Here is a 19,894-nt window from a genome sequence, read left to right as displayed (position 1 = left end):
GAAATAAAGAGAGCGTTTGGGAGAATGGAGGTGTTGGAGGTGCCTTTCCTCCAGCACCGTAATTCGGACAAATGCTCTAAACTGATCCCAACTCTTCCGTGCGGGTGCCAGCGTGCCCCGGTCGCGTCGTCTGTCGAGGGGTGGTCGCTTGAGAGCTCTCTGGCTGGCCCACAACCTGCCCCGCTCCGGTGGGAAGTTGCCGCGCCGGTGGGGCGCGCCGTGACCACTTCCCTGCGCCTGCTGGGGGCCGTGTGGGCCGAACAGGAGGCCCACGTCATCCCGTTTCTTCCCGACAAGCGCCATCAACTGCTGGCCTACCTCGCCTACTGCGGCGACTGGGTGGACCGCGATCACCCCACCTTTCTGTTCTGGCCGGACAGTCCGCCGCAGGTGGCGGGCGGCAATTTCCGCCAGCTCCTCGTCCGGGTCCGCGCGCTGACGTGTGCGGCTGGCCTGGAAATCGAGCGGCACCGGCTGCGCTGGCCGGTACAGACCGATGTGGCCGCCTTTCTGGAGGCGGTGGGCACTGGGCGCTGGGCCGAGGCGCTCGCCGGATACGGCGGTCCCCTGATGGACCGGCTGGAGGGCGACGAGCCGGGCGAATTCGCGGGCTGGCTGGGGTGCGAACGCGAGCGGCTGCGCGGCCTGTGGCGGACCGCCGTGCTGCGCCGCGCCGGGGAGCTGACCGAAGGAGGCGCGCACCTGGAGGCTACCGAACTGCTGGGCCAGTTGCTGGAAGCGGACGAGTTCGACGAGGCGGCGCTGCAAGCCCAGGTGGGGGCGCTGCTGCGCGCCGGGGGACGCGAGCGGGCCCGGCAGGCGTATGAGGCCTTTGTGGAGCGGCTGCGCGCGGAACTGGGCCTGGAGCCCACCGCCGAACTCGCCCAGTTGGGCCGGACCCTGAGCGCCCCCGCCGCGCTGCCGGAACCCGGGGCCACTCCGCCCCGCCCCGGCCCCTCCAGCGGGCCGCTGCCCCGGCCCACCACCTCGTTTGTGGGCCGGGACCTCGAACTCGCCGAGATTGCCCGGCTGCTCGCCCAGCCGGGGTGCCGGTTGCTGACCCTGACCGGCCCGGGGGGCATCGGCAAGACCCGGCTCGCCCTGGAGGCCGCCCGGGGGCTCGCGCCGCGCTTCCCGGACGGGGTCTTCTTCGTGCCGCTCGCGCCGCTGACCTCGGAGGCGCAGCTGACCGCCCGGGTGGCCGCGGGCCTGGGCCTGACGCCCCAGGGACAGGCCGATCCGCTGGACCAGCTGGTCCGCTGGCTCGGTGACCGGCAGGTGCTGCTGGTGCTCGACAACTTCGAACACCTGCTGGAGGCGGCAGGCGTCCCTCAGGCCCTCATCCGGCGCTGCCCGAACCTGCGCCTCCTGGTGACCTCGCGGGGGCGGCTCGGGGTCGAGGCCGAGTGGCTGCTGCCCCTCGCGGGGCTGGAGTACCCCGAGAGTCTGGGCCTCGGACCGACCCCCAACGCATACTTCGACGCCGTGCGGCTCTTCCTCGAACGGGCCCGGCAGGTGCGCCCGGACTTCGCGCCCGGCGAGGAGGAGTGGCCCCCCCTGCTCGGCATCTGCCAGCTGGTCGCGGGTTCACCCCTGGGGCTCGAACTCGCGGCAGGCTGGGTGCGGTGCCTGGGCCTGGCGGACATCGCCCGGGAGATCGGCGAGAACCTCGATTTCCTGAGCGCCGCCGGGAGCGACGCGGCGGGGCGGCACGCCAGCCTGCGGGCGGTGTTCGATCACTCCTGGCGGCTGCTCACCCCCGCCGAGGGAGCGGCGCTGCGCGCGCTGTCGGTCTTTCAGGGGGGCTTCCGGCTGGAGGCGGCGCGCCGGGTTTCGGGCGCGTCCCTGCCGGTCCTGGCGGCGCTGGTGGACAAGTCGCTGCTGCGCCGCAGCCACTCGGGGCGCTACGACCGCCACGCGCTGCTCCACCAGTACGCCCGAGAGAAGCTGGCCGAGCAGCCCGGAGAACAGCGGGCGGCGCGGGAGCGGCACGGGCGGTACTACCTCGCCCTGCTGGCCGAGCGGTCAGGGGAGATCGGGGGGCCGCAGGGGCAGGCGGCCCTCGCGGCGCTCGACGAGGAGTTCGGGAATATCCGCCTCGCCTGGCACTGGGGCGTGGAGGAAGCCCGGACAGGCCAGGTCTGGCGGGAGTGGCGGCGGGCCGCCGTGGGAGGCCTGCCCTATTTCAGCCTGCGCGCCCGCTACCAGGAGGGAGAAGCCCTCTACGGGGAGGCCGCCGCCGCCCTGGAGGAGGCCGGGCCCGAACACGGCGCCGCGCTGGGCGAGGTGCTGATTCCCCAGGCCTCGTTCACCATGCGCCTGGGGCGCTACGAGGAGGCCCGGTACCTGGGCGAGCGGGGCCTGGCGCTCGTGCTGCCGGACAGTCAGGAGGCCATCACGGGGCTCGGCGTTCTGGGGGCCGTCGAGGAGCGCACCGGGGCCTTTTCCCAGGCCGAGCGGCATTTCGGGGAGGCGCTGGTCCTCGCCGAGCGGCACGGCCGGGTGCCCGACCAGGCCACGCTCCGCTACAACCTGGCGAACGTCGCGCTGGGGCTGGGCGACTACGACCGGGCCGAGCGGCAGGTCGAGCGGTCGGTGGCCCTTTTCGCCGGGATCGGCCAGCGGCTCGGCCTGGTCTTCGGCCTGGACCTCCAGGGCTACGTCGCCCTGGGCCGGGGCCACCTCGATGACGCCGGGCGGGTCCTCACGCGCGGCCTGGCCCTCGCCCGGGAGCTCGGACTCCACCAGCGTGTGCCGGACTTCCTCCAGAACCTGGCCGAAGTGGCCTACGAGCGCGGGAACCTGGCGGAAGCCCGCCGCCTGGCGGAGGAGGGCCTCGCCCTGGCGCAGGCGGAAGGCCACCAGACGATGGAGATCAGCGCCCTCGCCCTCCTCGGGCGGGTGAGCGCGGCCGCAGGCGACGACCGGCAGGCGCGGGGCCACCTGCGGCGGTCCATCCGCCTCGCCTGGGTCAGCGGGGAGACGCCGCGGCTGCTCGTGGGCCTGGTCTACCTCGCGGAGTGGCGGCTCCGGCGGGGCGAGGTCCGCGAGGCGGTCCCCCTGCTCCTCGCGGCGGAGCGTCATCCTGCCGCCGAGCACCGGCTGAGGGCGCTGGCCCGGCGGCTGGGGCAGAACCTCGCGGGCCAGCTCGTGCCGGGCGAACTCGTGGAGGCTCCCGGCGATCCGGCGGGCCTGGAGACCCTCGTGACGCGGGCGCTCGCCGGGCTGGACCTGGCCCTCCCCACCGCGCCGGGGATGAGCCAGGACGGAGCGGCCGGGTGAGGCCGCGCGCCCGAAGCTGCGGGGTCACGCCGGGCCTTCGCCGGGTCCTGCTGCTCGCTGTTCTGGCGCTCTGCACCGGCGCGGCGGGAGCCCAGGCGCGCCCGAACGCGGGGCCGATCCGCGTTTCCGTGGCCGTGTACCTGCTCAGCCTGGGGCGGCTGGACACCGCGAACGGCACCTTCACCGCCGACTTCTACCTGAGTTTCCGCTGCGACCGCCCCTGCGACGCGGGCGACTTCGAGTTCATGAACGGCCGCGCGACAGTGCTGGACAAGCAGCTCGACCTGCCCACCCGCCAGGATTACCGGGTGTACGCCACGTTGCAGGGCAACTTCGACCTGCGCCGCTACCCCTTCGACCGCTACGACCTGAGCGTCGCCCTCGAACACAAGGCCTTGCCGGTCGAGCGCCTGGTCTACCTGCCCGACCGGACGCATTCCGGCATCGCGCAGGACGTGATCGTGACGGGTCTGGAACTGGTGCCCGGCTGGCACGCGCGGGTGGGCGAGCGGTACTACCCGACTTTCGACCAGACCTTCTCGCACTTCGTTTTCAGCGTCACGGTGCGGCGGGCCTTGCTGGCCGCGCTGCGGGGGTCCCTGCTGCCGAGCCTGATCATCACCCTGAGCGGGTTCGTCGCCCTGCTGCTCCACGCGCCGGACAAGGCCCAGGCCCGGACGGCGGCGATGGGGGCCGCCCTCGTCGCCGTCGTCTTGTTTCACCTCAACATGACCTCGTCGATCCCGCCGGTCGGCTACCTCACCTTTGCCGACCGCTTCTCGCTGATCAACTATTTCGCGCTGTTCCTGGGCCTGATCTCCTCGGTGTGGCTGCTGGTCGAGGACAGCCGCAAGGGCCGGGGCCGCGAGTGGATCGCGGCGCGCAGCGGGCGAATCTCCCACTTCTTCCTGGTGTTTATCCCGGTGCTCTGGCTGGCGCTGCACCTGCTCAACCTCGCGCTGTTCTGACCGGCCGCCGGGGGGTTCGTGAAGTGGGGCCCTCTTCCTGGCCGCGCCGCATCACGCGCGCGTCACGCTCCGTTTTGCACCCTTGAAGCCGGGGCGGGGACTCGCCCGGAAGGAGGGACAGAGGGTGCGCGGGGAAGGCGGCTCGTCGGGACGTTCAGGGGGCCGGGCCGGGCCTTCCGGCAGGTGGAGGTTGAGATGCACGCACGGGTCGTGACCGTTCAGATTCGTCCCGGCAAGATGAGCGGCGCTGTTCTCATCTACCGCGACGCGGTCTTGCCCCTGCTGGAGCGGCAGAAGGGCTTCAGCGGCGCGCGGCTGCTGACCGACCTCAGCACCGGCCGGGGCCTGCTGCTGACGCTGTGGGAGAGCGAGGCCGACATGCGGGCGGTCGAGGCCAGCGGGGTGTTTCAGGAAGAGATCGCCCGCTTCCAGCCGGTGCTGGGGGCGCCGCCCAGCCGCGACTACTACGAGGTCAGCGTGTCGAGCCAGGCAGGCCGCTGGGCCTGAAGCTCCCGGGGGAGGAGCCGGGATGAACCGGCCAGGGGCAGCCGTGGGGGCAGGTGTTCTGCCAGACGGGGAACCGCCCCACCTCTCCCTCACCTGGCCAGGAATGAAGGTCGCGTAGTCCTGGCGTCGGCCCTTCGCCTCTCATGCCGAAGCTGTCCGGAAAAGGAGCGCCGCCATGATCCGAGTCACCCGCGAGAAGAGCAGGTTCGGCCTGCCCCTGGCCCTGCTCACCCTGAGCGCCTGCGCGCCGGTCATGCAGCCGGGGGGGCAGGCCGTCATCCCGGTGCCCGACAACAGCTCGGCCGGGATCACGCCGGTGCCCTTTCCTCAGCCCATCCCCTTTCCCAACCCCAATCCGCAGCCTCCCGTCAACACCGTGAATTACGCCTGCGAGGGAGGCCAGAGCGTCACGGTGAGTTATGTCGGCGCGAACGTGGCGCAGGTGACGTGGCAGGGCACCACCTCTACCCTGAACCAGGCCCAGTCCGCCTCGGGCGTCCGCTACAGCAACGGGTTCTACACCTGGGTCACCAAGGGCAACCAGGGCTTCCTCACCCAGCCCGGCCTGACGCAGGACAGCATCATCGTCGCCAACAACTGCGTCGCGCGCCCCTCGTAACGGGAAGGCCACAGCCCATGCGACGTTTCCTCACCGGACTGCTGTTGACCGCTCTCGCCCCGCCCGCCCTCGCCCAGACGGGGACGCCCCAGGCGACCACCCTTCGCCTCTACACGCCCTTTCAGCCGGGCGGAGGCCTGCTGATCGGCGTGGCGGTCACCGGGCGGGCCAGCGGCTCGTGCTTTGCCGCCTCCGTCGCCACCTCCGCCCGGCCCGACGCCTACCGCTGCTCGGCGGGCAACGCCATCCTCGACCCCTGCTTCGCCTCCCTGGGCGACCGGGCGCCGCTGGCCTGCTCGCGTGACCCCTGGAGCGCGAATGCCGTCCTGCTCACCGTGAACAAGGCGCTCCCCTCCAACGCCAAGCTCGCCGCCGATCCCGACTATGCCCGCAGCATGCCCTGGGCGCTGGAACTGGCGAACGGGCAACGCTGCACCCTGCTGACGGGAGCCACGGCGCCGGTGGCCGGGCTGCGGATCAACTACGGCTGCCCGGACGGCGGGGTGGTGGCGGGCGGGATCGACCGGACGCTGCCCCTGTGGCGGGTGTTCTACCAGACCGGGAACCGCAGTCTCTCCTTAACGCAGGTGGGCGTGAACGTCGCCTGGTACTGAAAGGAGTGCGCATGAAGCTTCTTCTGGCCCCCACCGTTCTCGGCCTGCTCCTGCTGCTGGGGGCCTGTGCCCCGGCGGCGACCTCGGGCGGTACGGCCTCTCCGGCCAGTGTCCAGCCCGCGCCCAGCCGCTTCGTGCCCAAGACCATCCGGCTGGACCAGGAGGCCGACGGCAGCATCGTGGATCTGCGGGTGGGCGACACGCTGGAACTGAGCCTGCCCGGCAACCCCAGCACGGGCTATTCCTGGTCGCTGAGCCTGCCGCTGGGGCCGGGGCTGGAGCAGCTCGGTGCTGCGGGCTTCAGGCCGTCCTCGACCGGCCTGGGGGCGGGCGGCGCGGTGGTCTTGCGCTACCGCGCCGCCGCGCCCGGCCAGTTTCCGCTGTCGCTGACCTACAGCCGCCCGTTCGAAGCCCTGCCCCCCAACCCGCAGACCTTCGAGCTGTTCGTGTTCGTGCGGTAAGCAGAGACTTGCCGGGACGGCCGCCCCCGGCAACGCTGCCCCCTCTCCCTACGCGCATAAGGAGGAAGCAACGCGGAACGGAGCTTTTTACCGGAGGCCCGCCCGGTCGCCTTTCCCCTCTCATCTCGACCTCTTCAGGAGAATGGTATGAACAGACTGACCCTCAGCACGCTCGCCGGACTCGCCCTCACGTTCACGGCCTGCGGCCAGCTCCAGATGACGACCAACTACTCCGTGAACCTGACGGGCGGGACCAGCGGTGTCGCCCTCGGGACCGGCCAGGCCAACCTCACCCTCACGGGCCATACCCTCACGGTCCTGGGCACGTTCAACAACCTGACCACTGCGGCCACCGCAGCGCATCTCTATGGGCCGGGCGAGACGGAAAGCGCCGCCAGCGTGAGCCTGGCCCTGACCATCGACCAGGTGACCAACGGGGCCAGAAGTGGCCGGATCAGCGGGACCTTTACCCTCACCGACCAGCAGATCGCGTGGCTGAACAACCGGCAGATGTACGTGGACCTCCACGCGGGGACCACCCGGATCAGCGGCGTGGTCGAGCGGCTGCTGCAATAGCCCCGGTCCGGGGGCTTGACCCGGCAGAGAACCCGGGAGGGGCAGCTCACCCCAGCTCCTTCCGGGGTTCCGTGACGGCGGTCCCCTCCCCGGCGCCCCGGAGGTGCTGATGAAAAGACGCCTCTCTGTGCTGCTCGCCGCCCTGTCCCTGGGCCTGTCGGGGTGCGTCGTGCTGCTGGACAACCCCGGCTCGTGGGCCTACCGGGTCACCAATCCAAAGTTCACGCCCCTCCCCGGTGCCCGCGCCCTTTACGGAACGCGGAGCGGCTACGGCTACCAGATCGAGGTGCCCCGGAACTGGAACGGCCAGCTCGTGATGTATGCCCACGGCTTCGAGGGCTTCGGCCTCAAGTTGGAAGAAGTTCTCCCGCCCATCCGCGCCCACCTCATCGAGCGGGGCTACGCCTGGGCCGCTTCTACCTACAGCGTCAACGGCTGGGCGGTGCGCCAGGGGGCCGACGACCTCAACGATCTGCGCCAGTTCTTCGGGCAGGTGGTGGGAACACCCAAGCGCACCTTCCTCTACGGCCGCTCGATGGGCGGCAACATCGTCACCGACTCGCTCGAAACCCATCCGGAGGCCTACCAGGGCGCGCTGGCCGAGTGCGGGGCGCTGGTGGGGCTGGAAGTGTTCGACTACTTCCTGTCCTACCGCCTGGTGGGCGAGTACATCGCCGGGCAGAACTTCGGCCCGATGCTGCTCCCGGTTCTCGATCCACGCTTCCTGCTCACCACCTACCCGGAGGTCGTGCGGCCCCGGCTGGGGGTGCCGGGGAACTACACCGTGCTGGGGCGCCAGTTCGATTCGGTGCAGAAGTACCTCTCCGGCGGCCCCCGTCCCTTCCGGCAGCAGGGCCTGAACCTCCCGTTCGACCTGGACGCCAACTTCTATGAGGCAGGCTTCAGCACCAAATACACCGGCGTCGCCAATCTGGTGCCGGAAACGCAGGTGACGACCAACGTGGGGACGGTGTACCGCATCGACCCCGGGCTGGGTCTGGACGAGGTGACCCTGAACCGGGGGATTCAGAGAATCGCCGCCACCCCCGGAGCACGCGACCTGCCCAAACCGGCCATCTACGGCATTCCCAGCGGGAACATCACCGTGCCGCTGCTGACCCTGCACACGACCGGGGACCCCTTCGTGCCGATCTTCGTGGAGGCGAACTACCGCCGCAAGGTCGAGGCGGCCGGGAAAGGCGACCTGCTGGTGCAGCGGGCCATCCGGCGTCCCGGGCACTGCCAGTTCAGCCAGATCGAGGAAGAGGCCGCGTTTGACGACCTCACCGCCTGGGTGGCGGGCGGGCCGAAACCCGCCGGGGAGAATCTGACGGGCGACCTGACCGACGTGGGCCGCGCCTTCACCGAGCCGCTCCTGCCCGGTGATCCGGGAGGCCTATGAGCCGCGCCGCCCTGCCTGAATCCAGCTCATACCGGCTTGCTCTGACGCCAGAACATCCGGGCAGGACAGCGGAGGTTCCCCGTTGGCGGGAGGCTCAGGGGCGGCCCCTCTCCTCCAGAGCTTTGCCAGGCGCCTTTCTTATTGCAAACGCCGGAGGCTCACCCGCTCATGATCCACCGCCGCCAGCCGGTCGGTTCTTCTCGTTTCGCCCGGGTTCGTCTGCGACTCACCCGAAGTTCGTCTCAGGGGTGGGCTGATGGTCTGGCTGGGCGAAGGGCTGTTCGTCGCCCTGGCAGTGGCGCTGGCGCTCGGGGGGATGCTGCTGGTGCGCCGCTCGGTGCAACTTTCAGTGCTGGAGGAACACCGGGAGGTGGCGGGCTTCATCTACGCCATCATCGGCGTGGTCTATGCCGTGCTGCTGGCGTTCGTGGTCGCCCTGCTGTGGCAGGAGCAGCAAGAGGCCCGCGTGCGCGTCGAGCAGGAGGCCAACGCGATTGCCAGTCTCTACCGCGGCGCGCAGGCCTTCCCCCCGGCCTTCCAGACCGAGCTGAAGGGAGAACTGCGCGCCTATACCGAAGCCGTGCTGCGCGTGGAGTGGCCGGAGATGAGCGTGGGACAGACCAGCCTCGAAACGTGGGGACGGTACAACCGGCTCTGGCAGACCTATCTGGGCTTCCGACCCCGGAACGCCTACGAGAGCTTCTGGTACACCCAGGCCCTGACCAACCTGTACACCCTGGGGGATGCGCGGCGGCTGCGCCTGCTGAGCGGCCGGATCCACCTGCCCGGCCTGATGTGGGGCGTGTTGTGGGGTGGGGGCGTGATCACCATCGCCTTCGCGTACTTCTTCGGGGTCCGGAACGTGCGGTCGCAGGCCCTGATGGTTGCGGCGCTCTCGGCGACCATCGCGCTGATCCTGTTCCTGGCGATGGCCCTCGACCGGTCCTTTACCGGGGCGATCCAGGTCGGCCCCGAGGCCTTCGAGCAGGTGCTGTTCATTCTGAATAATTCGGCGTCCTCCACCCCGCCGTGAGGTTCTGGTGGGTCAGTTGGTACGAACATAGGATTTCATCGGACCACCTGAAGGGTGGAGGCGCCAGAACCGCCCAAAGGATGTCCTCTTGCACGAGCCCGCTGTCGGCGGGCTCGTCGTTTTCCTCCCCAGATGAAGGGTGTGGGGTGACTGTTCCACCCTCGTGCACTGGCTTCCAACCCCTTGATCACCTGTGCTGCACTGGTGGGACAGTGGCCTGCGAGGGCACGCCGAACCAGGATGCGCTGAATGGACTCGGCCATGTTCAGCCAGCTTCCCGCCACCGGGGTGTACAGCGGCATGGCATCATGCCGCATCAATCAGCACACCAGGTCCGGCGTCTTGTGCCCGGTGAGGTTGTCCAAGACCAGCAACAGGCGGAGTGGGGCAAGACCTCCAGCAACGTGAACTTCACGCTCAACCCCTCTTGCCAGCGTTCCCATGCCATACGATTTTGTGCCGGTGGCAACACTGTTGCCACCGGGAGCGTCGCCAAGACTTCGGTCAGGGTTTGCTGCATCCAGGGGTGGAGTACAGCATTGGTGCAACTCGTGCGGTGAATCTGCTGGCCGAGGAGGCGGGGCTCCTGCGGGGCCCCCCCGGCACGGCGGTCCTGCTGATTCGCCGGACGGCGTTCAGTGGGGAGCGGCGGGTCAGCTACGTGAACTCCTGGGTGAGGAGTGACCGCTTCCGGTTCCAGGCCTCGTTCGTGCCCTGAACTGGGGAACAAAGCGCCTGGGCCTACCCCGGTTGTGCGGGTCACCCTCACAAGCTCTTGGACCACCTGCGGTCCAGCCTTGAACCGCGGATTCAGGGGAAATTGGGCGAGGATATGGAGGTGGAGGTGGTCGCCGCGCGGCAGGTGGACATGCGCCTGAACAACGTCGAGCCCAGGGGCAGTGCCCCAGACTGGAAGGCGTCGCTGGGGGAAGCGATCGAGGACGCGCTGGCCAAAGTTGATCCGGAGGACTTCCTCACGCCATGGGGGAACACGAGGCGGCGACAGGTGTAGCCCCGCGCGCCTCACTGCCTCAGCGCCTCCCGAACCGCCCGCCGGACGTTCTCCAGCGACCCGGCCACCGAACTGTCTTCCGTCCACGGGACCGGCTGACCGTTCACCGTGAAGGACGGTGTGCCCGGCAACCCCAGGGTGTTCCCGGCCTTGACGTTGGCCCGCACCACCTGGCGAGGTTCTGGTGAGGCCAGGCACGCCTCGAAGGCGGGCAGGGGCACCCCCACCTCCTGCGCCAGCCGCACAAAGACGGCGGAAGGGTCGTCCTCTCCGGCCCAGGTGTCCTGCTGCGCAAACAGCTCGTCGTGATAGGCCCAGAACTTCCCCGCCCGCCCCGCGCAACGTGCCGCCACCGCCGCGTCCTCGGCGTTCGGGTGAAAGGGCAGGGGGAAATCGGCGAACACCATCTTCACCTGGCCAGCCCGCAGCTCGTCCCGCAGAAACCTCGCCCGCTCCGAGGTGGCGAAGGCCTGGCAGCCGGGACATTGGAAGTCCCCATACTCGGTGACGGTGACGGGCGCGTCCGCCCGGCCGTAAAAGTACTGCCCCTGCGGCGTGACGCCCTGCTCCAGCCCGAGGGTGGCCGCGTGGGAGGTGCGGTCGAACCACCAGCCCAGGCCGATCAGCGCGAGCACCGCCAGTGCGGCCGTGATCCCCAGCCCGACCCAGAACTTCCGGGCGCGGGAGGGCCGGACCACGGCCACCGGCACCCCGCGCTCGTCCTGAGGGCCGCCGTTTCCCGGAGGGTGATCCGGAGTGGAGACGCGCCGGACGAGACCCTTGAACCAGGTCGCGGTCAGCAGGCCCAGCACTCCGGCGAGACTGGTGAGCCCCTCACCCAGCACGTTCACGAAGGTGACCGGTGTGGAGGGCGTCAGCAGGGTGAAGAGACTCAGGGCCGAGAGGCCCTGGACGACCTGAAGGAAGGTGAGCCAGGCGAGGACCCTCTGGCTCCGCTCCTCGGGCACCCCGCCCTGCTGGCCCGTCAGCGCCTGCGTCGCGTCGGCCAGCCATTCGCGCACGGCCTGGGTGAGGGCGGTGAGGATCAGCCAGGGAATCAGCGCGAGGAGCAGCAGGCCGATCAGCGGCAGGGGTCGCTGTTCGGCCCCGGGGAGGAAGGAGGTGATGGCGAGCACCCCGGCGGTGATCACGGGATTGAAGCGCAACCAGGACCAGGCCCGGTCTGCCTGGCGGGCCCGCTCGGGCAGGACCTGCCCCTGCCCCTTCGCCAGCGCCTGGACCCACTCCCGGAGGGTCCACAGCGCCCAGGCGACCAGGATCCCGTCGGTCAGCCAGGTGAGGGCGGTGCCGAAGTTGCCCTCCCCGCCCTGCCGAAAGGCACCGACCAGGGCACCCAGGAGGGTGACGGACAGCAGCAGGCTGAGGCTCAGCAGGACCCGGGTGAGATGGCGCGACGTGGGCAAGCTCATCCTCTTAACATTTCATAGGGAAGGAGCGGTCGGGAGAAGAAATGAGGCCTTGATGCGGGAGGAGCGCGTCCCCTCGAGGTGAGCGGACAGACCTTCACGGTGGGCAAGGGCCTAGCTGCACTGGGTGTGCCGCTGGGGCGAGCATCGGCGGGACGGGAGCATAGTCTGTTCTGGGAGTGGCGAGGATCGGTTCCGCTGCTCGAGGGGTTTGCTGGCTGCCGCCTGTTCACCCCCTGGATGCCGTTTTTCCGGGCGTCGACTGTGGCCGAAGTCAGGCGGCAGTGAGAAGCCGCGCCCCCACAAGCCACCGCGTCTCACCGAACGGGCCGCTTCAGACGTGGGGTCGTCAGCACTGTCCCGGCGGTGCCCGTTCCGGAAGCAGCCGGGGCTGGTTGTCCTCCACGGCCACTTCCCCTCAGAAGCACCCCCGCGAAGCCGAGGAGCAGGATGTCCTGCGCGACACTTAACGGAATCGGCGGGAAGTTCGAGAACCGCAGGGTGAAGTCGTGCATGGCATGGAGAGCCATCAACACCCACAGGGCGTTCGTCCGGAACCGCAGCGCCCCGTAGGCCAGCCCGAAGCAGCATGCCCCGACGGCCTGGGCGAGGACGATGGGTGGATCGCGGTACAGCACGTTCCCGAGGTGCATTGCCCCGAACAGCAACGCCGACACGAGCACCGCGCGCGTCTCGCCGCAGGGGCGGAGCACGCGCAGCAGCACGCCCCTGGCCCAGAGTTCCTCGTAGAATCCCGTGAGGGCGTATCCCACGGCCAGGTACACGGCCGCCCAGAGGGGGAGCGGCTTCACGCCGTGCAGGAACGGGACGATGAGCACCAGCACGGCCGGGAGGGCGAACAGGTGGAGGTGACGCCACTCCTGAGGACCGCTCAGGCCGAGGTCCCGCCACCAGCGCAGGGTCGTCACGAACACGGTCGCCAGTCCCGTCATCACGCCCAGAGCCACGAAGGACGCATCCATCGGGGGCAGGAAGCGGGTGGCGATCCAGCCGACCAGACCGGACGCGGCCATGCTCGCGGCGGTCAGCAGGGAGGCCGCCAGAACGGGACGAGGGGTCGGAAGGGTGGGCGGGTCGGAATGTGGCGTGGCGAGGCGGATGTTCCGGCGGTGGTGGCGCTGGGTCATGGGGATCTCCTCCCGAGTGGGCGTGAACGGGTCGGCCCGACTCTCGAGGACAGCTTGTGCCCGCCACCTTCCTGCCCGCGCCTTCCGAAAGGGGCCGACCCGCTGACCCCAAAGGGCTATCCGGGTGCTGCCCGCGATTCGGCGGCTCACCGCCAGAGCCTCAGCCCGTGAGCCGCCGCGCCCCGCCGGTCTTCAGCCAGGCCTGCACGGCCGCCAGCTCTCTCAGGCGGGCGAGGGTGGTCGCGTTCGCACCGCCTTCCAGGGCCTGCCCCAGTCCCCAGACCCCCACGGCCGCCTGGCGGAGCAGCAGGGCGGCGGGCAGCGCGGCCCCCTCCGCAGCCGTCAGTCCCCCGTACCCCCGGAGGAACGCCTGGGCCAGCACCCAATCCGGCTCTGCCCGCAGCAGCACCTCGCCCAGCGCGGTCGCCACGTCGAGCACGCGGGGCCCGAGGCACGCGAACTCGAAGTCCAGCACGGCGCTGACCGCCTTCCCGCCGAACAGCACGTTGACGCTGTTGAAGTCGCCGTGGATAACCTGACGCGGCAGGGCGGCGTACCCACCCCCCGTGAGGCGCAGCGTCTCCTGAAACGCGGCCCGCCAGGCCTGCGCCGTCGCCTCGTCGCCCCAGAGGTCTGGACGCTCGCGGGACAGCGCCAGCGGGTCCGGCACCCGGGGATGCAACCGGCCCAGGTCGGCCCAGTCCAGCGGCCAGGGTGCCTCCTCGCGGGGGTACCGGGCCAGCGCGTCGTGGAGGGCGCGGAGGGTCACGCCTAACGCGCGCCATGCGTCCGGGGTTTCGGGGAGGCGCCCGCCGGGCAGGAGCGGCAAGAGGACGTTCAGCCCGTCCTCCTCCCAGCCCCAGGCGCCCCCGAGCGTCCGGAGGGGGGCCGCCACCCGGAAGGGCAGCGGCTGGCCCGCCAGCCATTCCAGCAGGGCGAACTCCCGCTGCTGTGCCGGGCCCAGCCCCGTTCCACCCCGCTTCCACACAAAGGACCCGTCGGGGGAGCGCAAGGCCACCAGGGTGTTGTTGCGGCCCTCGGCGGCCAGCGGGAACCGCTCGAACGGCCCACGCAGACCGTAGTGCTCCCCGAGGGCCTGTTCCGCCGTCGGCGCGAGGCTCACTCCGATACCCACTTGCGGGCGTTGAGGGCGGCCTCGGTGCGGTTGCGGACCTGCATCTTCGCCAGGATGCTCTTGACGTGGTTTTTCACCGTGCTCTCGCTGATGTCCAGCTCCCGGGCGATCAGCTTGTTGCTCAGGCCGCGCGCCAGCCGCCGCAGCACGTCCTCTTCCCGGGGGCTGAGGTGTTCGGTTTCGAGCTGCCGCGTCGTGAGCAGGTGCAGGTACTTGCTCGCCACGCTGGGCTGGATGAAGACTTCCCCCACCGCCACCCGCCGCACCACGTCGAAGAGCTCCCCGGGCCGCACGTCCTTGAGCAGATAGCCGCTCGCGCCCGCCCGGATGCCGTCGAGGACGTACTCCTCGGTGTCGAAGGTGGTGAGGATCAGCACGCGGGAGGGGAGGCCCAGTTCCCGGATGCGGGCGGTGGCCTTCACGCCGTCGAGTTCGGGCATCTGCACGTCCATCAGCACGACGTCGGGCCGCAACTCCTGCACCAGCCGCACGCCGTCGGCACCGTTCCCGGCCTCGCCCACCACCTCGAAGTCGTCATCCGTCTCGAAGAGGGAACGCAGGCCGAAGCGCATCAGGGGCTGGTCGTCGACCAGGGCCAGGGTAATCGTCATGTGGATTGAACCTCCGGAATGGATGGAATACGCAGGGGGAGGGTGGCGGTGACGGTGGTGCCCTCACCCGGCCACGAGCGCACGTCCAGCGTTCCTCCCAGCAGCAGCAGCCGTTCCTGCATGCCGCTCAGCCCGTAGTGGCCGCCCGGCACCCCGGCAGGATCGAAGCCGACGCCGTCGTCCTGCACCCGCAGCTCGACCACTTCGTTCCGGGCTTCCAGCGAGAGGTGCACCTGCCGGGCGTGCGCGTGACGGCGGGCATTGTGCAGGGCCTCGCGCGCCACCCGGGCCAGGGCGTGCTCCTGCTGGGGGGAGAGGCGGACTTCGGCCACATCCACGCGGACGGTCGGCCCGTCAGCCGTGCCCTGGGCTGCCAGGGCGCGCAACTCCTCGGTGAGTGGCGTTCGCTCGCCCTCCCGCAACGCCGCGAGACTGGCGCGCAGCTCCACCGTCGCGCCGCGTGACAGGTCACGGGAGCGCTCCACGAGGGTACGTGCTCTGGCCGGGTTCTTCTCCAGCAGGCGCTCGGCCGCTTCGAGCTGCACCGTGATGGTGGTCAGGGCGTGACCCAGCGTGTCGTGCAGTTCCCGGGCGAGGCGGGCGCGCTCGCGCAGGGTGGCGAGTTCCTCGGCCTGCCGCGCGTGCTGTTCGAGTTGCCGATTCGCCCGCGCGAGGTCCTGCCCGAGCCGGGTGGCGCGGCGCAGGATGAACCCGAACATCGCCATGGCCAGCAGGCCGATCCCGTCGCTGAGGGCCTGGAGCAGCGTGGGCGGCGTGGCGGAAACCACCTGGAGCAGCCAGACGTTGGCGGCCACCAGGGGCAGCGTGACCCGCAGGTGCCACCTCAGCGGCATGCAGGCGCCCAGAAAGAGCATCGTACAGACCGAGACGATGAAGCCCAGGGCGGCGTTGAGCGTGATGAGGGCGGCGGCGCTCGTGAGGAGGCAGGCGAGGGTGAACCAGCGGAACGCCTCGGCCTGGTCGTCCAGGTCGTCGAGGCGCGCCAGGGTGTACACGTAGGCACACGCGACAGCCACGAAGACCACCCCCCAGGGCCACGCCGCCAGGCCCTCGCCGAGGAGCGTCTGACCGACGACCAGGGCCACCAGCAGGGCGGCGACTGCTCCGAACCGTGCCCAGTAGGCCCGGCGCTCCGGGCGCATCCTCCACGGCCTGAGCACCGGCAGCGTGGCGGTCAGCAGGGCCGGGGCCAGCGTCCACAGGGGCAGGGGCATGCCTCAGCGTACCTACCGGCGCCTCACCTGGCATGCCTCCAAAGGGCTAGGCGGGAACCCTGGTCCCCTGCCGCCGGGCTGTCTGCTCCAGCACGCCTGCACAGCCCGCACTGAGCAGGTGGAGCCGGACACCCCCCGCGTCATGCCAGGTGCCGGGGCAACCGCCCGGTGCCCTCAAGCGGCCCTCCCGGCCGAGAGCCGCACCGATGCCTGCCCACCGTACTTCACCCTGCACCATGCCGGAGCGCCGCTCCAATGGCGCCCGTGTGGGCGGAGGCTGCCGTAGGGCGCGGGGGAGCGGATGGCGCATCCGCCGTGCTCATCGCAGATCACGCCGCCTCACCCCGGTGAGGGCCGCCGCGCCGAACAGCATCAGGAACATGGGGCCCACGAGCGGCCAGGCGAGGCCGAGCAGCAGGGTCACGCCGAGCAGCCCGAGGGCCAGGCCGCCGAGGCCGTACCGTGCCGCGACAGGCGTGACCTGCCCAGCGTCACTGGCGACCCGGGCAGCATTCAGCAAGGCCGCCACGGCAGGGACGAACAGCACCGCCGTCCATAACCCGTGTAGGGGATACCCGGAAAGGTTGCTGGCGAAGGCGAGGGCACCCAGGGCGAGCAGCACGAGGCCTGTGGTCGTGGACCGGGGACGGGAAGCGCGGCGGGTGCGAGCAGTGGAACGTTCGTGGTGCATCTGGGCCTCCTGCGACCGGCGCGGGGGGGCCGGTCGATCTGCCCTCAGGGTGCGCCGCGCCCCCCTCGCGGCGCGTGACCCGTCCGGCCCCGTCGCTTTAGCCCTTTCGGGCCACGGTCCCCTGGTCCGGCGGGGGGGCGCGCTCCGCTCCCGGGGGGAGACAGGCTGGGGACACGACCGGGAGCGCCCGGCGAAAGGAGCCCCGCATGAGCACCCTCGACTGGACCCTGAATCTCGCCATCCTTGCCCTGATGATCTCGACCGTGGTCGGCAAGCGCACCGTCACGCTCATGACTTACCTGCGCCCCCTGGTGATCGTCGGTGGAGTCGGCGTGTATTTCCTCCAAGACCTCCCGACGGCCGGGCACGACGTGCCCCTCGAACTGGCCGGGGTCCTGCTCGGCGTGGTCTTCGGCGTGCTCGCTGCGGCCGCCTCCCGGGTCTACCGGCAGGGGGAGCGGGTGGTCGTGCAGTCGGGCGGGGCCTACGCGGCCGTGTGGCTGGCGGCCATCGGCCTGCGGGTGGCCTTTGCCGAACTCGCTACCCGGAACCCCGGGTTCGGGCGGTGGGTGGCCGAGTTCAGCATGCAGCACGCCATCACGGGCGCCGATGCGTGGCGCGCGGCCTTCGTCCTGATGGCCCTGGCGATGGTGGTGACCCGTGTGGCCCTGATTGCCCTGCGCTCGTCGAGTGCCAGGGGGCCCAGTCTGGCGGCCGCCCGCTGAGGCGCGGCACCTGGCCTGACGCCCGACAGAGGCAGGCGGCTGCCCTGCTCCACCCCCAACAAACAGGTCCGCCATCCCAGGACTGACGACCCTCACTCGAATAGGCCAGCCCTCCGACCCGTTCCACGGCCGCGCCCTGTCGCTCACCCGGACAAAAGGAGACTGTATGACCACCCGGCACGTCCAACCCCGGCCCCTTCCCCATCACCTCCCCAAGGACTTCGCCCAACCCCAGTCCCTCCGGGAAGCCCTCGGCGACGCTGCTTCCTCCGTCGCCAGGTACCGGGCATGGCTGGGCAGCCTTCCGGACACCGTCCTTCATGCTCCCGTGGCACCCGGCAAGTGGTCGGTGGCCGAGCACGCCCACCACCTCATCAAAACCAGCGAGGTCTTCGCCGCGTCTATGCACGACCTCGCCGATGGCCGCCCCATGGTCCACGTCGACCTGACGTCGGTGTGGCCCGACGGCCGCCTCGTCGCGCCCGCCCCCATTCACCCCACCCCGGGCCTGCCGCGGGAAACCCTGCTGACAGGTCTACAGAACGCCCACCGCGAGCTTGAGTGTGCCGCGCGCCGCCTGGAGTCGCTGGGCCTTCAGGACGTGCCCTGTGTTCCTACCGGGATCTTCGAGCCGATGACGGCCCTGGAAGCCGTGCAACTGGTCGCCGGACATACCCTGCACCATCTGCGCGCTCCGTCCTGAAGGCCACGCCTGACCCGGGTTTCGCCGCAGCTCATTACGTTCAGGAAGACGCCCCGGACCCCATTCTGGATGCCGCGACCGTCCTGGCCCTGGTACGCACCCATGCACCGGAGGCCCAGGCCCTGACCGGGATGGACGAGCATGGCGGTGAGGCCCGGACGTACGCCATCGACGAGGATCTGATCCTGAAGGTCCAGCGGCCGCCACGTCGGCGTCCCCGGACCAGCCTGAAGAAGGAAGCCTTGTTCCTGCGGCATTTGGAGGGGGTGGAGTGGGTGAACGTGCCACGCGTCCTCGGCCATCGATCAACCGATTCCGGCACCGAGTACACCCTGCTGACCCGAATGCCGGGGGTCGCGGTGCGCGACGCGGACCTGACCGGGGAAGCCCGGCCCCAGGCCCTGTTCGACCTCGGGGTGATGCTGCGCCGGGTTCACGGTATGGAGCAGGCCCCGCTGCTGGCCAGCCGCCTCTTTCCCAGGGACCACACGCCCGCGGATGTCCGCATCCGCTTCGGAGAGCTGTTCGGGGACGCCCTGGCACTGGTGGAAAGCCGCCCCGACTTGTGGAACTTGCCATTCTTGGCGCGTTGACGTGTGGCTGACACGGCAGGTGGAAGGGCGCCTCGGGCCAGGGCTCCTGGACGTGCTGTCCGGCACACCCTGAGCCTGCTGGCCCTGGTGCTGGCGGTCATCGCTGGGTCGTCCCTGTTCCGCTTCAAGCTGGGGACGTTACCGACCCTGGCCCTGACGACGGTGCTTGGGCTGATCTCCGTGTTCATCAATGGTTTGCAGACCATCCCTTCACTGATGTGAAGCCGCGCAAAGACAACTGGCGTCCCTGGGACCAGCGCCAACCCTCCCCGGAAGTCGACGTGGGAAAGCCGCTGGCCGCCCCAGTGGAGATGCAGGTGCTGCTGGCCTCGGGGGGATCGCCGGATTGCGGGCCTCCGAGACCACCGGCCGGACTTGAGGCGACACGGACCTCGAGAACCCACCCGCACAAGACTTCCTCGGATGAGTTGACGCTCCCGCCAGAGACTTACCTGCTCGCGCTGCCCGCTGCCCGCCCGTGCGGCGTCGCCAGTTCGGGCACACCCGCCTCAATCAGGGCCGTGTCGCGGATACGGCAGGCGTCGCACACACCACAGGGCTCGCTGCCGCCCTGGTAACAACTCCAGGTGAGCGCGATGGGCACCCCGAGCCGCAGTGCCGTGCGCACGATGTCCACCTTGGACAGGGTGACCAGCGGCGCGGTCAGCTTCGCTCCCCGGCCCTCCACCCCCGCCTTGGAGGCCAGGTCCGCGAGCGTCTGGAAGGCGGCCAGGTACTCCGGGCGGCAGTCGGGATAGCCGCTGTAGTCCACCGCGTTGATGCCCAGGTAGATCCGCTCCGCCCCGATGGCCTCGGCCAGGCTCAGGCCCACGGCAATAAACACCGTGTTGCGGCCCGGCACATAGGTCGGCGGAATCACCCCCGCCGGGGTGGCGGTCGTGGGCACCTCCAGGTTCGCGTCGGTCAGCGCACTGCCGCCGAAGGCCCCGATGTTGAGGTCCACGACGCGGTGTTCGGCGCCCAGCCTGCGGGCCACCTCCGCCGCGCGTTCGAGTTCGACGGTGTGGCGCTGCCCGTAGCGGAAGGACAGGGCCGTGCAGGCATACCCGTCCTCCCGGGCCAGGGCCAGCACCGTGCTGGAATCCAGGCCGCCGGAAAGGAGCACCACGGCCCGCGGTTGTTCGGTCATGT

General features: G+C 70.4%; 22 protein-coding genes. 15 read left to right on the top strand and 7 right to left on the bottom strand.

Features of this window, described 5'->3' with window-relative positions; translation table 11 throughout:
• The first annotated feature begins 219 nt into the window (after nucleotides 1-219).
• The 11 genes from E5F05_RS02985 to E5F05_RS02930 all read left to right on the top strand — a co-directional run bounded on the left by E5F05_RS02985 (nucleotide 220) and on the right by E5F05_RS02930 (nucleotide 10,474).
• On the top strand, nucleotides 220-3,282 hold the full coding sequence (locus E5F05_RS02985; protein WP_171029491.1) for an ATP-binding protein: 3,063 nt from the start codon (nucleotides 220-222) through the stop codon (nucleotides 3,280-3,282).
• Nucleotides 3,279-4,250 carry a hypothetical protein gene (locus tag E5F05_RS02980; RefSeq protein ID WP_138223720.1) on the top strand — a complete coding sequence of 324 codons (972 nt, stop codon included), beginning with the start codon at nucleotides 3,279-3,281 and terminating at the stop codon, nucleotides 4,248-4,250. Before E5F05_RS02985 ends, E5F05_RS02980 begins: the two co-directional genes overlap by 4 nt.
• Before the next feature lie 195 nt (nucleotides 4,251-4,445).
• Nucleotides 4,446-4,757 carry an antibiotic biosynthesis monooxygenase family protein gene (locus E5F05_RS02975; protein ID WP_138223719.1) on the top strand — a complete coding sequence of 104 codons (312 nt, stop codon included), beginning with the start codon at nucleotides 4,446-4,448 and terminating at the stop codon, nucleotides 4,755-4,757.
• A gap of 175 nt (nucleotides 4,758-4,932) precedes the next feature.
• The gene (locus E5F05_RS02970; protein WP_138223718.1) at nucleotides 4,933-5,376 is read left to right on the top strand and encodes an MliC family protein; all 444 of its coding nucleotides are present in this window, start codon (nucleotides 4,933-4,935) and stop codon (nucleotides 5,374-5,376) included.
• A gap of 17 nt (nucleotides 5,377-5,393) precedes the next feature.
• Nucleotides 5,394-5,990 (top strand): hypothetical protein, encoded by a 597-nt coding sequence (locus E5F05_RS02965; RefSeq protein WP_138223717.1) that lies wholly within the window; start codon nucleotides 5,394-5,396, stop codon nucleotides 5,988-5,990.
• 11 nt (nucleotides 5,991-6,001) lie between these two features.
• A complete protein-coding gene (locus tag E5F05_RS02960) occupies nucleotides 6,002-6,451 on the top strand; it encodes a protease inhibitor I42 family protein (RefSeq protein WP_138223716.1) in 450 nt (149 codons plus the stop codon).
• Between the two features lie 147 nt (nucleotides 6,452-6,598).
• Entirely contained in the window at nucleotides 6,599-7,027 is a 429-nt protein-coding gene (locus E5F05_RS02955) for a CHRD domain-containing protein (RefSeq protein ID WP_138223715.1), read from the top strand.
• Between the two features lie 109 nt (nucleotides 7,028-7,136).
• Nucleotides 7,137-8,429, top strand: coding sequence for an alpha/beta fold hydrolase (locus E5F05_RS02950; RefSeq protein WP_138223714.1), 1,293 nt, complete (start codon nucleotides 7,137-7,139; stop codon nucleotides 8,427-8,429).
• A gap of 256 nt (nucleotides 8,430-8,685) precedes the next feature.
• Nucleotides 8,686-9,462, top strand: a complete 777-nt coding sequence (locus E5F05_RS02945) for a bestrophin-like domain (RefSeq protein ID WP_138223713.1) — start codon at nucleotides 8,686-8,688, stop codon at nucleotides 9,460-9,462.
• 556 nt (nucleotides 9,463-10,018) lie between these two features.
• Nucleotides 10,019-10,180 (top strand): UTRA domain-containing protein, encoded by a 162-nt coding sequence (locus E5F05_RS02935; protein WP_375791560.1) that lies wholly within the window; start codon nucleotides 10,019-10,021, stop codon nucleotides 10,178-10,180.
• A 57-nt stretch (nucleotides 10,181-10,237) separates the two neighbouring features.
• Entirely contained in the window at nucleotides 10,238-10,474 is a 237-nt protein-coding gene (locus E5F05_RS02930) for a hypothetical protein (RefSeq protein ID WP_138223712.1), read from the top strand.
• A gap of 11 nt (nucleotides 10,475-10,485) precedes the next feature.
• On the opposite strand, the gene E5F05_RS02925 is transcribed toward E5F05_RS02930, so the two are convergent.
• The 6 genes from E5F05_RS02925 to E5F05_RS02900 form a co-directional block, all read right to left on the bottom strand.
• Complete coding sequence (locus E5F05_RS02925) at nucleotides 10,486-11,898, bottom strand: DsbA family protein (RefSeq protein WP_171029490.1); 1,413 nt, start codon at nucleotides 11,896-11,898, stop codon at nucleotides 10,486-10,488.
• Nucleotides 11,899-12,218: 320 nt separating this feature from the next.
• Nucleotides 12,219-13,049, bottom strand: coding sequence for a CPBP family intramembrane glutamic endopeptidase (locus E5F05_RS02920; protein ID WP_138223710.1), 831 nt, complete (start codon nucleotides 13,047-13,049; stop codon nucleotides 12,219-12,221).
• Nucleotides 13,050-13,209: 160 nt separating this feature from the next.
• Nucleotides 13,210-14,172, bottom strand: a complete 963-nt coding sequence (locus E5F05_RS02915; protein WP_138223709.1) for a phosphotransferase enzyme family protein — start codon at nucleotides 14,170-14,172, stop codon at nucleotides 13,210-13,212.
• On the bottom strand, nucleotides 14,169-14,795 hold the full coding sequence (locus E5F05_RS02910; protein ID WP_138223708.1) for a response regulator: 627 nt from the start codon (nucleotides 14,793-14,795) through the stop codon (nucleotides 14,169-14,171). Before E5F05_RS02910 ends, E5F05_RS02915 begins: the two co-directional genes overlap by 4 nt.
• On the bottom strand, nucleotides 14,792-16,030 hold the full coding sequence (locus E5F05_RS02905; RefSeq protein ID WP_138223707.1) for a sensor histidine kinase: 1,239 nt from the start codon (nucleotides 16,028-16,030) through the stop codon (nucleotides 14,792-14,794). The genes E5F05_RS02910 and E5F05_RS02905 overlap by 4 nt, the downstream gene beginning before the upstream one ends.
• A gap of 319 nt (nucleotides 16,031-16,349) precedes the next feature.
• Nucleotides 16,350-16,721 (bottom strand): hypothetical protein, encoded by a 372-nt coding sequence (locus E5F05_RS02900; protein WP_138223706.1) that lies wholly within the window; start codon nucleotides 16,719-16,721, stop codon nucleotides 16,350-16,352.
• Nucleotides 16,722-16,927: 206 nt separating this feature from the next.
• Here E5F05_RS02900 and E5F05_RS02895 point away from each other — a divergent pair, with 206 nt between their 5' ends.
• The 4 genes from E5F05_RS02895 to E5F05_RS21835 all read left to right on the top strand — a co-directional run bounded on the left by E5F05_RS02895 (nucleotide 16,928) and on the right by E5F05_RS21835 (nucleotide 18,964).
• Nucleotides 16,928-17,446 (top strand): hypothetical protein, encoded by a 519-nt coding sequence (locus E5F05_RS02895; protein WP_138223705.1) that lies wholly within the window; start codon nucleotides 16,928-16,930, stop codon nucleotides 17,444-17,446.
• Between the two features lie 166 nt (nucleotides 17,447-17,612).
• Entirely contained in the window at nucleotides 17,613-18,149 is a 537-nt protein-coding gene (locus E5F05_RS02890) for a DinB family protein (RefSeq protein ID WP_138223704.1), read from the top strand.
• A 131-nt stretch (nucleotides 18,150-18,280) separates the two neighbouring features.
• Complete coding sequence (locus E5F05_RS02885; protein ID WP_138223703.1) at nucleotides 18,281-18,742, top strand: phosphotransferase; 462 nt, start codon at nucleotides 18,281-18,283, stop codon at nucleotides 18,740-18,742.
• 87 nt (nucleotides 18,743-18,829) lie between these two features.
• Nucleotides 18,830-18,964 (top strand): hypothetical protein, encoded by a 135-nt coding sequence (locus E5F05_RS21835; RefSeq protein WP_260177298.1) that lies wholly within the window; start codon nucleotides 18,830-18,832, stop codon nucleotides 18,962-18,964.
• 226 nt (nucleotides 18,965-19,190) lie between these two features.
• On the opposite strand, the gene queC is transcribed toward E5F05_RS21835, so the two are convergent.
• Nucleotides 19,191-19,892 (bottom strand): 7-cyano-7-deazaguanine synthase QueC, encoded by a 702-nt coding sequence (gene queC, locus E5F05_RS02875; protein ID WP_138223701.1) that lies wholly within the window; start codon nucleotides 19,890-19,892, stop codon nucleotides 19,191-19,193.
• Nucleotides 19,893-19,894: the final 2 nt, after the last annotated feature.

The organism is Deinococcus metallilatus (genome assembly GCF_004758605.1).
GTDB lineage: Bacteria > Deinococcota > Deinococci > Deinococcales > Deinococcaceae > Deinococcus > Deinococcus metallilatus.
Note: the sequence above shows the minus strand (reverse complement) of the source record. Positions and strands in the feature narration are given on the sequence as shown.